At 71.0% G+C, this 13,833-nt stretch carries 14 protein-coding genes; 7 read left to right on the forward strand and 7 right to left on the reverse strand.

The window, feature by feature from the left end; translation table 11 throughout:
- The first annotated feature begins 184 nt into the window (after positions 1-184).
- From ACH4FH_RS24835 to ACH4FH_RS24850, 4 genes are all read left to right on the forward strand, one after another.
- Positions 185-346 carry a DUF4177 domain-containing protein gene (locus ACH4FH_RS24835; protein WP_003975360.1) on the forward strand — a complete coding sequence of 54 codons (162 nt, stop codon included), beginning with the start codon at positions 185-187 and terminating at the stop codon, positions 344-346.
- Positions 343-807 carry a RidA family protein gene (locus ACH4FH_RS24840; protein WP_398558087.1) on the forward strand — a complete coding sequence of 155 codons (465 nt, stop codon included), beginning with the start codon at positions 343-345 and terminating at the stop codon, positions 805-807. Before ACH4FH_RS24835 ends, ACH4FH_RS24840 begins: the two co-directional genes overlap by 4 nt.
- Positions 808-946: 139 nt before the next feature.
- Entirely contained in the window at positions 947-1,900 is a 954-nt protein-coding gene (locus tag ACH4FH_RS24845; protein ID WP_398558088.1) for an NUDIX hydrolase, read from the forward strand.
- Positions 1,897-2,727, forward strand: a complete 831-nt coding sequence (locus ACH4FH_RS24850) for an MBL fold metallo-hydrolase (protein WP_398558089.1) — start codon at positions 1,897-1,899, stop codon at positions 2,725-2,727. Before ACH4FH_RS24845 ends, ACH4FH_RS24850 begins: the two co-directional genes overlap by 4 nt.
- Positions 2,728-2,768: 41 nt before the next feature.
- On the opposite strand, the gene ACH4FH_RS24855 is transcribed toward ACH4FH_RS24850, so the two are convergent.
- Entirely contained in the window at positions 2,769-3,656 is an 888-nt protein-coding gene (locus tag ACH4FH_RS24855) for a nucleotidyltransferase (protein WP_398558090.1), read from the reverse strand.
- Between the two features lie 224 nt (positions 3,657-3,880).
- Positions 3,881-4,555: a Crp/Fnr family transcriptional regulator gene (locus ACH4FH_RS24860; RefSeq protein ID WP_393896552.1), complete on the reverse strand. Its 675-nt coding sequence runs from the start codon at positions 4,553-4,555 to the stop codon at positions 3,881-3,883.
- Positions 4,556-5,238: 683 nt separating this feature from the next.
- Between ACH4FH_RS24860 and nth the strand changes: the two genes are divergently transcribed.
- From nth to ACH4FH_RS24875, 3 genes are all read left to right on the forward strand, one after another.
- Positions 5,239-6,219: an endonuclease III gene (gene nth / locus ACH4FH_RS24865; protein ID WP_398558273.1), complete on the forward strand. Its 981-nt coding sequence runs from the start codon at positions 5,239-5,241 to the stop codon at positions 6,217-6,219.
- A 73-nt stretch (positions 6,220-6,292) separates the two neighbouring features.
- Positions 6,293-7,018 (forward strand): NUDIX hydrolase, encoded by a 726-nt coding sequence (locus ACH4FH_RS24870; protein WP_398558091.1) that lies wholly within the window; start codon positions 6,293-6,295, stop codon positions 7,016-7,018.
- Between the two features lie 13 nt (positions 7,019-7,031).
- Positions 7,032-8,231: a MarP family serine protease gene (locus ACH4FH_RS24875; RefSeq protein ID WP_398558092.1), complete on the forward strand. Its 1,200-nt coding sequence runs from the start codon at positions 7,032-7,034 to the stop codon at positions 8,229-8,231.
- Positions 8,232-8,309: 78 nt separating this feature from the next.
- Here ACH4FH_RS24875 and ACH4FH_RS24880 read toward each other — a convergent pair whose 3' ends face one another.
- From ACH4FH_RS24880 to acs, 5 genes are all read right to left on the reverse strand, one after another.
- Positions 8,310-8,507: a hypothetical protein gene (locus ACH4FH_RS24880; RefSeq protein WP_393896548.1), complete on the reverse strand. Its 198-nt coding sequence runs from the start codon at positions 8,505-8,507 to the stop codon at positions 8,310-8,312.
- 167 nt (positions 8,508-8,674) lie between these two features.
- Positions 8,675-9,601, reverse strand: a complete 927-nt coding sequence (locus ACH4FH_RS24885; protein ID WP_398558093.1) for an alpha/beta fold hydrolase — start codon at positions 9,599-9,601, stop codon at positions 8,675-8,677.
- Entirely contained in the window at positions 9,598-10,053 is a 456-nt protein-coding gene (locus ACH4FH_RS24890) for a phage holin family protein (protein ID WP_398558094.1), read from the reverse strand. The genes ACH4FH_RS24885 and ACH4FH_RS24890 overlap by 4 nt, the downstream gene beginning before the upstream one ends.
- A 45-nt stretch (positions 10,054-10,098) precedes the next feature.
- Positions 10,099-11,493, reverse strand: a complete 1,395-nt coding sequence (gene nhaA / locus ACH4FH_RS24895; protein ID WP_398558096.1) for a Na+/H+ antiporter NhaA — start codon at positions 11,491-11,493, stop codon at positions 10,099-10,101.
- 330 nt (positions 11,494-11,823) lie between these two features.
- A complete protein-coding gene (acs, locus tag ACH4FH_RS24900; RefSeq protein ID WP_398558097.1) occupies positions 11,824-13,791 on the reverse strand; it encodes an acetate--CoA ligase in 1,968 nt (655 codons plus the stop codon).
- Between the last annotated feature and the right edge of the window lie 42 nt (positions 13,792-13,833).

A 13,833-nucleotide genomic window follows, 5' to 3' on the forward strand; every position in this document is an offset into this window, starting at 1 on the left:
CCGGAGTACGCACGGGACGGGCCTGTGATGCCCCTGGGATCTGTGCGCGATGTCCTCGGGGGCGCGCAGGGGATGTGCCCTAGGGGCCCTGACGCCGCCTCTGGTGGACGCCGTCCGGGGCGGGTGCGCGCGGCTGTGGTGGGCGCCGTCCACCGCGGCTGTGGACAGGCATTACGCTCGGCCCATGACCAAGTGGGAATACGCAACCGTGCCGCTGCTCGTTCACGCGACGAAGCAGATCCTGGACACCTGGGGCGAGGACGGCTGGGAGCTCGTCCAGGTCGTGCCGGGTCCGAACAACCCCGAGCAGCTGGTGGCCTACCTGAAGCGGGAGAAGCAGGCGTGAGCGCGGTCGAGGACAAGATCGCCGAGCTGGGCCTGAAGCTGCCCCAGGTGGTGCCTCCGCTGGCCGCCTACCAGCCCGCGGTGCGCTCCGGCGGATATGTCTTCACCTCCGGCCAGCTGCCGATGGTGGACGGCGCGCTGCCGGCCACCGGCAAGGTCGGTGCCGAGGTCAGCGCCGAGCAGGCCAAGGAACTCGCCGCGACCTGCGCGCTCAACGCGCTGGCCGCAGTGAAGTCGGTGATCGGCGACCTGGACAAGATCCAGCGGGTCGTGAAGGTCGTCGGATTCGTGGCCTCCGCGCCGGACTTCACCGGCCAGCCCGGCGTCCTCAACGGCGCCAGCGAGCTGCTCGGCGAGATCCTGGGCGACAAGGGCGTGCACGCCCGGTCCGCGGTGGGCGTGGCGGTCCTGCCGATCGACGCGCCGGTCGAGGTCGAGATCCAGGTCGAGGTCGCGGAGTAGCGCACTCGTCCGCAGCCGGTTTCGCGCGCGGCGGAGGGGCCCGGGGCGTTCGCGCCCTTCCGGGGCCCCTCGCCCCGCGACGCAGTCCGGTACCGGAGGGCCCCTCGAACATCCACGCGTGAGCGCATAGCATCCGGCCATGTCGTCGACGACCAATGGCCAGTGGTATCCGCCGGAGTGGCCGGCCCGTATCCGGGCGCTCGCGAACGGCGAGCTGACCCCGGTCGCGCCCCGGCGGGCCGCGACCGTCCTGCTGTTGCGGGACGCGCCCCTCGGTTCCGCCGGTTCCTCCGGGCCGGATGTCCACATGCTGCGCAGACGCACCTCCATGGCCTTCGCGGGCGGCGCGTACGCCTACCCGGGTGGCTCCGTCGACCCGCGTGACGAGGCGCCGGTCGCCTGGGCGGGCCCGTCGCGGACCCAGTGGGCCGTACGGATGGGCGTCGACCCGGCGACCGCGCAGGCCATCGTCTGCGCCGCGGTGCGCGAGACCTTCGAAGAGGCCGGCGTGCTGCTCGCCGGGACCTCGGCCGACACGGTCGTCGAGGACACCACGGGCGAGGACTGGGAGGCGGACCGTGCGGCACTGGTCGCGCACGAGCTGTCCTTCGCCGAGTTCCTGGGCCGGCGCGGTCTGCTGCTGCGCTCCGACCTGCTCGGCGCCTGGGCCCGCTGGATCACCCCGGAGTTCGAACCGCGCCGGTACGACACCTGGTTCTTCGTCGCCGCGCTGCCCGCGGGCCAGCGCACCCGCAATGCCTCGTCGGAGGCGGACCGGACGGTGTGGATCCGCCCGGCGGAGGCCGCCGCCGGCTACGACCGGGGCGAGCTGCTGATGATGCCGCCCACCATCGCGACGCTGCGCGGCCTCCAGTCCTACGGCACCGCCGGCGAGGCGCTGGGCGCCGCGGAGGCCCAGGATCTGACCCCGGTCCTGGCCCGCGCGGAATTGGTGGACGGCGAGATCCTCCTGAGCTGGCCGGGCCATGACGAGTTCACCAAGCACCTCACGCCGAAGGACGACGGTGCACGACCCGGCGCCTCCGACGGCCCCCCGGACACCCCCAGCCCCTCGGGAGGGACCCCCGTATGACCGAAGCAGCGGCTCTCCCCGGGCAGCCCCGAGGCGGCGTCATCCAGGGTCAGGCCACCGCACGCGCCCACTGCGTGCTGGCCCCCAACGCGTCGCCGATGACCCTGGACGGCACCAATACCTGGATCGTCGCCGAGCCGGACTCCGACCTCGCGGTCGTCATCGACCCGGGGCCGCTCGACGAGGGGCATCTCCAGGCCGTCGTCGACACCGTCGAGCGGGCCGGGAAGCGCATCGCCCTGACCCTCCTGACGCATGGCCACCCGGACCACGCCGAGGGCGCCGGACGCTTCGCCGAACTGACGCGTACGGCCGTGCGTGCCCTGGATCCGGCGCTGCGTCTAGGCGGTGAAGGGCTAGAAGCGGGCGATGTGATCACCACCGGCGGCCTGGAGCTGCGGGTGGTGCCGACCCCGGGCCACACCGCGGACTCCCTGTCCTTCCACCTCCCCGCCGATGGCGCGGTACTCACGGGCGACACGATCCTGGGCCGTGGCACCACCGTGGTCGCGCACCCGGACGGCCGGCTGGGCGACTATCTGGACACGCTGCGCCGGCTGCGGTCCCTCACGGTCGACGACGGCGTGTCGACGGTACTTCCGGGCCACGGACCGGTGCTGAACGACGCCCAAGGAGCGGTGGAGTTCTACCTGGCGCACCGGGCCAACCGGCTCGCGCAGGTCGAGACGGCCGTCGAGTCGGGCCATCGCACGCCGGCCGAGGTCGTCGCCAGCGTCTATGCCGACGTCGACCGCTCCCTGTGGCCGGCCGCCGAGCTATCGGTGCGGGCACAGCTCGACTACCTGGGCGAACACGGGCTGATCTGACAGAAGAGGCCGGATCCGGCCGCGCCGGCAGCCGTCGCCCGTCACGGCTCCTGGGGCGGGGCCTTCGGGCCGTGGACGGCCAGGTACTCATCCGCCAGCCAGGGGGCGAGGCAGTTGAGCAGGTCGTCGAGCAGCTCGGGGTCGGCGCCGGGCTTGCGCGCCGCGCGTGCCGCCGCGCGCATGTGGGCGGCGTGCGCCGGATAGTAGTGGCTGAATACCTCGGCGGACTCGGTGAGATCGCTGGTCCAGCCGCCCCAGCGTGGCATGACCAGCGTGAACCCCGTCCGTACGAGCTTGCGTGCCACCACCCGGGTCAACCGGGTGCGCTCGGCGTCGGTGCGGGCCGCGGCGGCCTTCTCCTGAAGGCCGGGCAGCCGCTCGGAGAGGTCGCCGTTGGTCTCCCGGGCCAGCAGCGAGGTGGGGCGGTAGCGGGGCAGCCCCGATGTGACGTCTTCACCCATGAGTGGCGTGCACAGGCAGGCGGCGAACCACCCGAGGTCGTACCGTTCCGGCTCGCTCAGCAGCTGCTCGACGCCGCACAGCAGGATCCCCGCGCCGTCGATCTGCGGGAAGGCGGCGTCCAGCTCCGCCTCGACGGCACGGGCGTCGGCGTGGTCGGCCGCGGTGGGTCCGGTGCTCAGGGCAAGCAGTACGTCGAGGTCGGAGCGACCAGGGACGGCTGTGCCGCGCGGGACGCTGCCGTACAGGTACGCGCAGGTGAGGCGGGAAGGGCCGAAGCGTTCGGCCAGCCGGTCGCGCAGGGCCGCGACGACGGGCGCGAAGGGGGCGGACACGCGGTCCAGGGACCCTTCGCGGAGGAAGTAGCCCTCCCGGTCCAGTCCGGTGCCGCTGTCGCGCACGCCGTGCACGCCGTCGCTCACCCGACAGTGCACGCGCTCAGCCGTGCCGTCCTGCCCGGTGTCACTCATGCCGCCACTATGGCGAGCGGGCCTTCCCGCCCGCGACTGCTTTCCTGCGGTCTCTCGCCGCCTCTCCGGGGCTTCCCGGCTCCTGCGGGTCCCCGCGTGCGCGGTGACCGGGAGACAGGGGCACGGGGATCTACGAGGGCGGGGAGCTGGAAACGCACGAAGGACCCCGCCGGGAGCGGGGTCCTTCCGAGGTGTGTGCCGACGCGCGCCGGCGGACGTCCGGATCAGCGCGAGCGCTTGGCCAGCCGCTCGACATCCAGCAGGATCACGGCGCGGGCCTCCAGACGCAGCCAGCCGCGGCCGGCGAAGTCCGCGAGTGCCTTGTTGACCGTCTCGCGAGAGGCGCCCACCAGCTGGGCCAGCTCCTCCTGCGTCAGGTCGTGCACGACGTGGATGCCTTCCTCGGACTGCACGCCGAAGCGGCGCGACAGGTCCAGCAGAGCGCGCGCCACGCGGCCCGGGACGTCCGAGAAGACCAGGTCGGACATCTGGTCGTTGGTCTTGCGCAGGCGGCGTGCGACTGCGCGCAGCAGGGCCGTGGCCACCTCGGGGCGGGCGTTCAGCCAGGGCTGAAGGTCGCCGTGGCCGAGGCCGAGGAGCTTGACCTCGGTGAGGGCGGAGGCGGTGGCCGTGCGCGGGCCCGGGTCGAAGAGCGAGAGCTCACCGATGAGCTCTCCGGGGCCGAGGACGGCGAGCATGTTCTCCCGGCCGTCCGGGGAAGTGCGGTGCAGCTTCACCTTGCCCTCGGTGACCACGTACAGGCGGTCGCCGGGGTCCCCTTCGTGGAACAGGGCGTCGCCGCGGGCGAGCGTGACCTCTCCCATTGAGGCGCGCAAGTCGGCCGCCTGCTCGTCATCGAGCGCCGCGAAGAGCGGTGCGCGCCGCAGAACGTCGTCCACGAGATCTCTCCTTGTCGACATGCTCCGGGGGACTGTGGGTCCCCATCATGCCGGAATGCAAAACAGTGCGATCAATCACAAGTTTGCCGGACCCATGGCCCGAGCCATACGGCAGGGGGCCGATTGGGGTCAGGAATCACAGTGATCGGGTCGGTTGTCAGTGGGTGGCCTTAGTCTGGCCGAGTGTCCAATACGCCGGTGGGAGCACAGGACTGGGGGCTGAGTGAGTGAGCGCAGGGCCCGATTCCGCTGTGGGCGAACAGCCATCCAGTAGTGCCTCGAATTCGGATAAAGGTAACAAATCGTCCTCCAGGGTGAGGACCGCCCGGACGGCGACGGCGGGACAGTCCGGCGCGTCGCGAGCGGCAGCGCAGGACGTGATCGTCAAGGACGCTACCCCGAAGATCTCCGCGAGGGGCATCTCGGAGGGTGAGAACTCGGTACGCAAGAGCTCGGCAGGGAAGAAGGCCGCCGTGAAGGAAACCCCCGCGAAGCCGGCGGCGGCCGCGCAGGCCGCCGCGGATCAGGCCGCCCCGAAGCGCGCCGCAGCAAAGAAGAAGACGGTCGCCAAGAAGGCCGTGACCACCAAGGACGCGGCGACGAAGAAGGCAGCCGTGGCCCGGGCACCCGCACAGAAGGCCGCCACGAAGACGGCGGAGAAGGCCGCAGTGAAGAAGGCCGCAGTGAAGAAGACCGCCCCGAAGCAGGCCACCACCACGGAGACCCCGGCGAAGCAGGCGCCCGCGAAGGCGGCCGCCAAGAAGCCCGCGGCGACGGCGACAGCTGCGAAGAAGGCCGCCGCCGGGAAGAAGGCGACTCCCGCAAAGGCCGCCGCGAAGAAGGCCGCCGCCTCGGCCGGGAGTGCCGCCGCGCCCGCCAGGAAGGCCCCGGCGGGCAAGCCGGAGTCCCGGGTGGCCATGGTCCGCCGGGCCCGCCGGATGAACCGCGAGCTGGCCGATCTGTATCCGTACGCCCATCCGGAGCTGGACTTCACCAACCCCTTCGAGCTGCTGGTCGCGACGGTGCTGTCCGCGCAGACCACCGACCTGCGGGTCAACCAGACCACCCCCGGCCTCTTCGCCGTCTGCCCGACGCCCGAGGACATGGCGGCGATGGACCCGGAGCGGCTGGAGGAGCTGATCCGGCCCACCGGTTTCTTCCGCGCCAAGACCAAGTCGCTGATCGGCCTGTCGACCGCGCTGCGCGACCGCTTCGGCGGCGAGGTGCCGGGCCGGCTGGAGGATCTCGTCACGCTCCCGGGCGTCGGCCGCAAGACCGCCAATGTGGTGCTGGGCAACGCCTTCGGCGTCCCCGGCATCACCGTCGACACGCACTTCGGCCGCCTGGTGCGCCGCTTCGGCTGGACCACCCAGGAGGACCCCGAGAAGGTCGAGGCGGAGGTGGCCGAGATCTTCCCCAAGAGCGAGTGGACGATGCTCTCCCACCGCGTCGTCTTCCACGGCCGCCGCGTCTGCCACTCCCGCAAGCCCGCCTGCGGCGCCTGCGGCATCGCCCCCCTCTGCCCCTCGTACGGCGAGGGCGAGACGGACCCGGAGAAGGCGAAGAAGCTGTTGAAGTACGAGCTGGGCGGCCGCCCGGGGCAGCGGCTGAAGCCGCCGGCGGACTATCCGGGGCAGCCCGCGCCCCCGATGGCGGCCCCATGACGGCTGCGGCGCCGCGGGCAGGAGTGCCCCCGAGGGGAACCAACCATCGAAGCCAGGGCCTGAGGGGGCGCGGATGACGAGAGCACGGGAGCAGTACGGCGAGGACACCGGCACCCGCGAGGCGTCGTCCGGCCGGGACGTTCCGGTCACGGCCGACGGGCTGCCCGAGTGGCTGGCGCCGGTGGCCCGCGCGGCAGGCACCATCGAGCCGCGCCAGCTCAGCCGCTTCCTGCCGCCCGAGAGCGGCGGTCGGCAGTCGGCGGTGCTGATCCTCTTCGGCCACGGACCGCGCGGCCCGGAGCTGCTGCTGATGGAGCGCGCCGGCACCCTGCGCTCGCATGCCGGCCAGCCCTCCTTCCCCGGAGGCGCGCTCGACCCGGAGGACGGTGATCCCGAGGGGCGCGGCCCGGTGCGTGCGGCACTGCGGGAGGCCCAGGAGGAGACCGGCCTCGACCCGTCCGGCGTCCAGGTCTTCGGTGTGCTGCCGCGGCTCTACATCCCCGTCAGCGGCTTCGTGGTGACACCCGTCCTGGGGTGGTGGCGGGAGCCGAGTCCGGTCGGCGCAGTCGATCAGGCCGAGACCGCCCGGGTGTTCACGGTGCCCGTGGCGGATCTCACGGACCCCGGTCACCGCGTGACGTCACGTCACCCCAGTGGCCACATCGGCCCCGCGTTTCTTGTCGAGAATGCGCTGGTATGGGGGTTTACGGCCGGGGTGATCGACCGAATCCTGCATTACGCCGGCTGGGAGATTCCGTGGGACCGTGACAAGCAGGTCCCGCTCGACTGGCGCTCGTGAGACGGTGTCCGGCGTGAACGTCCTGGACATCTTGCTGCTGGTCGCGGCCGTGTGGTTCGCGATCATCGGCTATCGGCAAGGCTTTGTCGTCGGCATCCTGTCCGTGATCGGCTTCCTCGGAGGCGGTCTGATCGCGGTCTATCTGCTGCCCGTGATCTGGAACGAGATCACCGACGACGCGACACCCGGCACCTTCGCGGCCATCGCGGCGGTTGCTGTCGTGATCGTGTGCGCATCCGTGGGCCAGGCGCTCACCACCCATCTGGGTAACAAGCTGCGCCGCTACATCACCTGGTCACCGGCGCGTGCGCTGGACGCCACCGGCGGCGCGCTGGTCAACGTCCTGGCGATGCTGCTGGTCGCCTGGTTGATCGGATCGGCCCTGGCCGGCACCTCCTTGCCGACGCTCGGCAAGGAGGTCCGTAACTCCAAGGTGCTGCTCGGCGTGTCCCGGGTGATGCCTCCGGAGGCCAACAGCTGGTTCGCGGACTTCTCCTCGGTCCTGACGCAGAACGGCTTCCCCCAGGTCTTCACGCCGTTCGCCAACGAGCCGATCACCTCCGTGCCCGCGCCCGACCCCCGGCTGGCCAGCAGCCCGGTGGCCGAGCAGGCCAAGCGCAGCATCGTCAAGGTCGTCGGGACGGCGCCCGGGTGCGGCAAGGTGCTCGAAGGCAGCGGCTTCGTCTTCGGACGGCACCGCGTGATGACCAACGCCCATGTGGTCGGAGGCGTCGACGAGCCCACCGTGCAGGTCGGTGGCGAGGGCCGTCGCTACGACGCCACGGTCGTGCTCTACGACTGGCAGCGCGACATCGCGGTGCTGGACGTCCCGTCGCTGAATGCCCCGGCACTCCGGTTCGCCCCGGCCGACGCGGACAGCGGCAACAACGCCATCGTCGCCGGGTTCCCGGAGAACGGCGGCTACGACGTCCGCGCGGCCCGTATCCGCGGCCGTATCCAGGCCAACGGCCCGGACATCTACCACCGCGGCACGGTCGGCCGCGACGTCTACTCCCTCTACGCCACGGTCCGCCAAGGCAACTCCGGCGGCCCGCTGCTCACACCGCGCGGCGAGGTCTACGGCGTCGTCTTCGCGAAGTCGCTGGACGACTCCCGCACCGGCTATGCGCTGACCGCCGACGAGGTCCGAGAGGACATCACCAAGGGGCGTACGGCCCAGCGGCAGGTCGACAGCCAGGGCTGCGCGATCTGAGGTGGGTCAGGGCGCAGGCGCGGGGACGTAAGGTTCCCCGCGCTGTGCGCCGGAGGAAGGAGACCTGCGCCGCGCGGCTCAGCCGCGGGGATGGCGCAGGCGCGCGCTCACCCAGCGCGCTCTGCGGCGCAGGATGAGGGGAATGCCCATCGGGTGGGCGGGATCGGGGGAGTCGGCGGACCTGAGGTCCGGCGTGCCCCTCTCCCGAGTGCCCACTGCAGCGGCACTGCTGCGGCGGTTGCGTGCCACGTCACGGTAGTCGTGCGTCCAGCCCATACACACGACTCTGCCCTTGCCTCAAGGTCCGTAATCGCTCCGGCAGCCGCCAATTGGCCTATGCGCCGGGCAATTGGCTGTTCGTCAGACGAACGTTCGCACCGATCGGCCGAACGGCCCTGCCGCCCAGGGCCGGGCGGTCACCCCGCGCTGGGCTCCGCCGTGCCTCAGCGGTCCGGCTCGGGGTCCTTCAGCCAGTTGATCAGCTCGGTCGAGAACGCCACCGGGTCCTCCTCGTGCGGGAAGTGGCCCAGGCCGTCGAACAGCCGCCAGCGGTAGGGGGCCTCGACGTACTGCCCGGAGCCGGCGGCACTGCGGGTGCGCATCACCGGGTCGAGCGATCCGTGCAGATGCAGCGTCGGGACCCGTACCGGCTTCTTCATCCGCCGGTTGAACTGGATGCCGTCCGGACGGGCCATCGACCGCACCATCCAGCGGTACGGCTCGATCGAGCAGTGCGCCGTGGAGGGAATGCTCATCGCCCGCTGGTAGATGTCGACCGCGTCGTCGTCCGGCATCCGGGGCCCGGACCAGTCGCGGATCATCCGGCCGACCAGCGCCGCGTCGTCGGCGGTCAGCCGGCGCTCGGGCAGCCAGGGGCGCTGGAAGTTCCAGATGTGCGAACTCTGCGTGCTCTGCTTGACGTCGGCGAGCATCGCGGAGCGCCAGCGCCGTGGATGCGGCATCGAGGACACCGCGAGCCGGCGCACCAGCTTGGGCCGCATCACCGCAGCCGTCCACGCGAGGTAGCCGCCCAGGTCGTGGCCGACGAGTGCGGCGTCCGGCTCGCCCAGGGACCGGATGACCCCGGTGATGTCGAGGGCGAGGTTCGCCGGGTCGTAGCCGCGGGGCGTGCGGTCGCTGCCGCCGACGCCCCGCAGGTCCATCGCGACCGCGCGGAAGCCCGCGTCGGCGAGTGCGGGGAGTTGGTGTCGCCAGGTCCACCAGAACTGCGGGAAGCCGTGCAGCAGCAGCACCAGGGGGCCGTCGCCCATCTCGGCGATGTGGAAGCGCGCGCCGTTCGCCGCGACGTCGCGGTGCGACCAGGGGCCGTCGAGCCGGGCGACCGAGGTGGTGCTGTCGGGGGCAGTCATACCGATGAGCGTGTCACAGACTCCAGGACCGGGTGCTCCACGGGCGCCGGACGCGGGTGCGGCTTGGCCTTCTGCAGCACGGCCGCCGTTTCCTTGGCCGAGGTGATGGACTTCTCCGGCTTCTTGATCTTCTTGAGCTTGGCCATCGCGATGAGGACCAACAGCCCGGCGACCACCAGGAAGGCACCACCCACGATCAGGAAGGACCAGGCGAGCCCGAGGCCGAGGTTGTGGATGCCGTAGGCAGCGGCGAAACTCAGCACCGGCAGCGCGAACAGCGCCAGTACCCCGGCCACTCCGAACGCGGCACCGCCGATGCCCGCGCGCTTGGCGTCCTGCCGCAGCTCTGCCTTGGCCAGCGCGATCTCGTCGTGGACCAGTGCGGACATCTCGGCGGTGGCCGTGGCCACCAGCTGCCCGAGGCTGCGGTCCCCGTCGTCGGCAGTGCTCATCGCCGTCTCCCTCATCTCGTCACCGGAAAAATCAAGCCTCTCAGATCATGCCGGACCATCGTCCCCGGTGCGTGCGTCGGCGGCCACTTCGGCAAGGCGCCGGTGTTCCGCGGCCTTCGCTTCGTGGATCGCGGCCATCCGCAAGTGGTACTCGGGCTTGTCCTGTTCATAGATGTCGGGGATGCCGTCCTGGTCCTCGTCGCGCTCCTCTTCCTCCCACAGGCTCCGGTACTTGTTGTTACGGAGCTTGAGGAGGATGCCCGCGTAGACCGCGGCCAGGAGTGAGCCGATCAGCACCGATGCCTTGATCTCATCGGCCAGTGTCAGGTCCTCGGTGAAGGCGAGTTCGCCGATGAGCAGCGAGACGGTGAAGCCGATGCCGGCCAGCGAGGCCACCGCGAAGACATCCGGCCACTTCAGGTCCGGATTGAGCTCCGCCTTGGTGAAGCGGGCGGTGACCCACGTACCGCCGAAGATGCCGAACGCCTTGCCGACTATCAGGCCGAGGACGACGCCGAGCGTCTCCGGCCGGGTGAAGACCTCGTGGACCGCTCCGCCGGAGATGGACACGCCCGCGGAGAAGAGGGCGAAGAGCGGCACGGCGAAGCCGGCCGAGAGGGGGCGGACGAGGTGTTCGATGTGCTCGCCGGGGGAGTGCTCCTCGCCGTCGCGGCGGGTGCAGCGCAGCATCAGGCCCATGGCGACGCCCGCGATCGTGGCGTGCACCCCGCTGTTCTCCATCAGGGCCCAGATGACCAGCGCGAGCGGGAGGTAGATGTACCAGCCGCGGACGCCCTTGCGCAGCAGCAGATAGAAGACCCCGAGGCCGACGAAGGCGAAGCCGAGGGCCAGGAAGTTGATCTGCGAGGTGAAGAAGACCGCGATGATCAGGATCGCGAAGAGGTCGTCGACGACCGCGAGGGTGAGCAGGAAGGCGCGCAGGGCGGACGGCAGGGACGTGCCGATGACGGCGAGCACGGCGAGCGCGAAGGCGATGTCGGTGGCGGTGGGGACCGCCCAGCCTTCCATCGAGCCGCCGCCGATGGCGTTGACGACGACGTAGACGAGCGCGGGCATCGCCATGCCGCAGATCGCGGCGATCACCGGGAGGGCGGCGGCCTTGGGGTCCCGCAGTTCACCGGCGACCAGTTCGCGTTTGAGTTCGATGCCTGCGACGAAGAAGAAGACAGCGAGCAGGCCGTTGGCGGCCCAGTGCTGGATGGAGAGGTCCAGGCCCAGCGAGGCGGGGCCTAGGTGGAAGTCGCGGACGGATTCGTAGCTGCCGCTCAGGGTGTTGGCCCAGACGAGAGCCACCACGGAAGCGGCGAGGAGGAGGACGCCGCCGACGGTCTCGGCGCGCAGAGTGTCCGCGATAAAGTTCCGCTCGGGCAGCGGCATGCGTCCGAGGAAGGTGGAACGACGGTTCTGGGGGGCGCTCACGCGGTGACCTCCGGCCATTTCGGCAGCTGTGTACGGCTGTTGCAGTTGCCGACCAGACTTCCCGGCGCACCCAGAGTTCTTAGCGTGTCATTGACGCGGTTCCTACCCTACCCGGCGCGGGCGAGCGGCGATCTGACAATAAGGAGTTTACGGGCATTTTGGGCGCCCGGTCGGCGGCGCGCCACGCCGTCGGAGCGTCAGCCCGGGCGCGTCGGGCGCGCGCCGCAAGCCGGTCCTCTCCGGAACGAACGGCTGGGGCACACCCGCCGGGAACGGCGGAGGGGCACCGCCCGAAATGGCCGGTGCCCCCCCGCTCGTGCGGTCGATCGCTCAGTCCTCGCTGGCCGCGCTCGGCAGCTTCGTCTGGATCAGATCCATGACGGACGAGTCGGTGAGCGTGCTGACGTCACCGAGGTCGCGGTTCTCGGCCACGTCGCGCAGCAGGCGCCGCATGATCTTGCCGGAGCGAGTCTTGGGCAGCTCCGCCACGGGCAGGATCCGCTTGGGCTTGGCGATCGGGCCGAGCTGCTGCGCGACATGCGCCCGCAGTTCGTCCACGAGGCCCTCGTCCTCGTCGGTGGCGCCGCCGCGCAGGATGACGAAGGCGCAGATGGCCTGGGTGGTCTGCGGGTCCGTCGCGCCGACGACCGCCGCCTCGGCCACCTTCGGGTGCGAGACCAGCGCCGACTCCACCTCGGTGGTGGAGATGTTGTGGCCGGACACCAGCATGACGTCGTCCACCCGGCCGAGCAGCCAGATGTCGCCGTCGGTGTCCTTCTTTGCGCCGTCACCGGCGAAGTACTTGCCCTCGAAGCGGGACCAGTAGGTGTCGAGGTAGCGCTGGTCGTCGCCCCAGATGGTGCGGAGCATGGCGGGCCACGGCTCGGTCAGCACGAGATAGCCGCCGGCGCCGTCAGGCACCTCGTTGGCCGCGTCGTCGACGACGGTCGCGGCGATACCGGGCAGCGGCAGCTGGGCGGAGCCCGGCTTGGTGGCCGTAACGCCCGGCAGCGGGCTGAGCATCATCCCGCCGGTCTCGGTCTGCCACCAGGTGTCGACGATCGGCGTGGTGCCCGCCCCGATGTGCTTGCGGTACCACATCCATGCCTCGGGGTTGATGGGCTCGCCCACCGATCCCAGGACACGCAGCGAGGACAGGTCGAACTTCGCGGGGATGTCGTCGCCCCACTTCATGCAGGCGCGGATCGCGGTCGGCGCGGTGTAGAGGATCGTGACGCCGTACTTCTGCACGATCTCCCACCAGCGGCCCTGGTGCGGGGTGTCGGGCGTGCCTTCGTAGAGCACTTCGGTCGCGCCGTTGGAGAGCGGGCCGTAGGTGATGTACGAGTGGCCGGTCACCCAGCCGACGTCGGCGGTGCACCAGAAGACATCGGTCTCCGGCTTGAGGTCGAAGACGGCGTGGTGGGTGTACGACACCTGGGTGAGGTAGCCGCCGGTGGTGTGCAGGATGCCCTTGGGCTTACCCGTCGTCCCGGAGGTGTAGAGGATGAACAGCGGGTGCTCGGCGTCGAACGCCTCGGGCGTGTGCTGGTCGCTCTGCCGGTCGACGATCTCGTGCCACCACACGTCCCGGCCCTCGGTCCAGGCGACATCCTCCTGGCCGGTGCGGCGCACGACGAGCACGCTGCGGACGTTCTCCGTACCGGGCTTGGTCAGCGCGTCGTCCACCGCGGGCTTGAGGGCGGACGGCTTGCCGCGGCGGTAGCCGCCGTCGGCGGTGATCACGACGCGGGCGTCGGCGTCGTTGATGCGGGTCGCCAGGGCGTCCGCGGAGAAGCCGCCGAAGACCACGGAGTGCGGGGCGCCCAGGCGGGCGCATGCCAGCATGGCGATGACCGCCTCCGGGATCATCGGCAGGTAGATGGCGACCCGGTCGCCGGCCCGCACCCCCAGCTCGATCAACGCGTTGGCTGCCTTGGAGACCTCACGCTGCAGTTCGGCGTAGGTGATCGCGCGGGTGTCGCCAGGCTCGCCCTCGAAGTGGAGGGCGACCCGGTCGCCCAGGCCGTTCTCCACATGACGGTCCACGCAGTTGTAGGCGACGTTGAGCTTGCCGTCGGCGAACCACTTCGCGAAGGGCGCGTTGGACCAGTCGAGCGTCTGGGTGGGGGTGGTCTCCCAGGACAGGCGTTTGGCTTGTTCCGCCCAGAAGCCGAGGCGGTCCGACGCGGCCTGTTCGTACGCGGCTGCCGTGACGTTGGCGTTCGCGGCCAGTTCGGCAGGCGGTGTGAACCGCCGTTCCTCCTTGAGCAGGTTGGCCAGGCTTTCGTTGCTCACGACATCTCCCATTCCCAGGGCGTCCGATGTGTCCCAGGCCAT

It is taken from the genome of Streptomyces sp. NPDC017993, from assembly GCF_044328065.1.
Classification (GTDB): Bacteria; Actinomycetota; Actinomycetes; order Streptomycetales; family Streptomycetaceae; genus Streptomyces.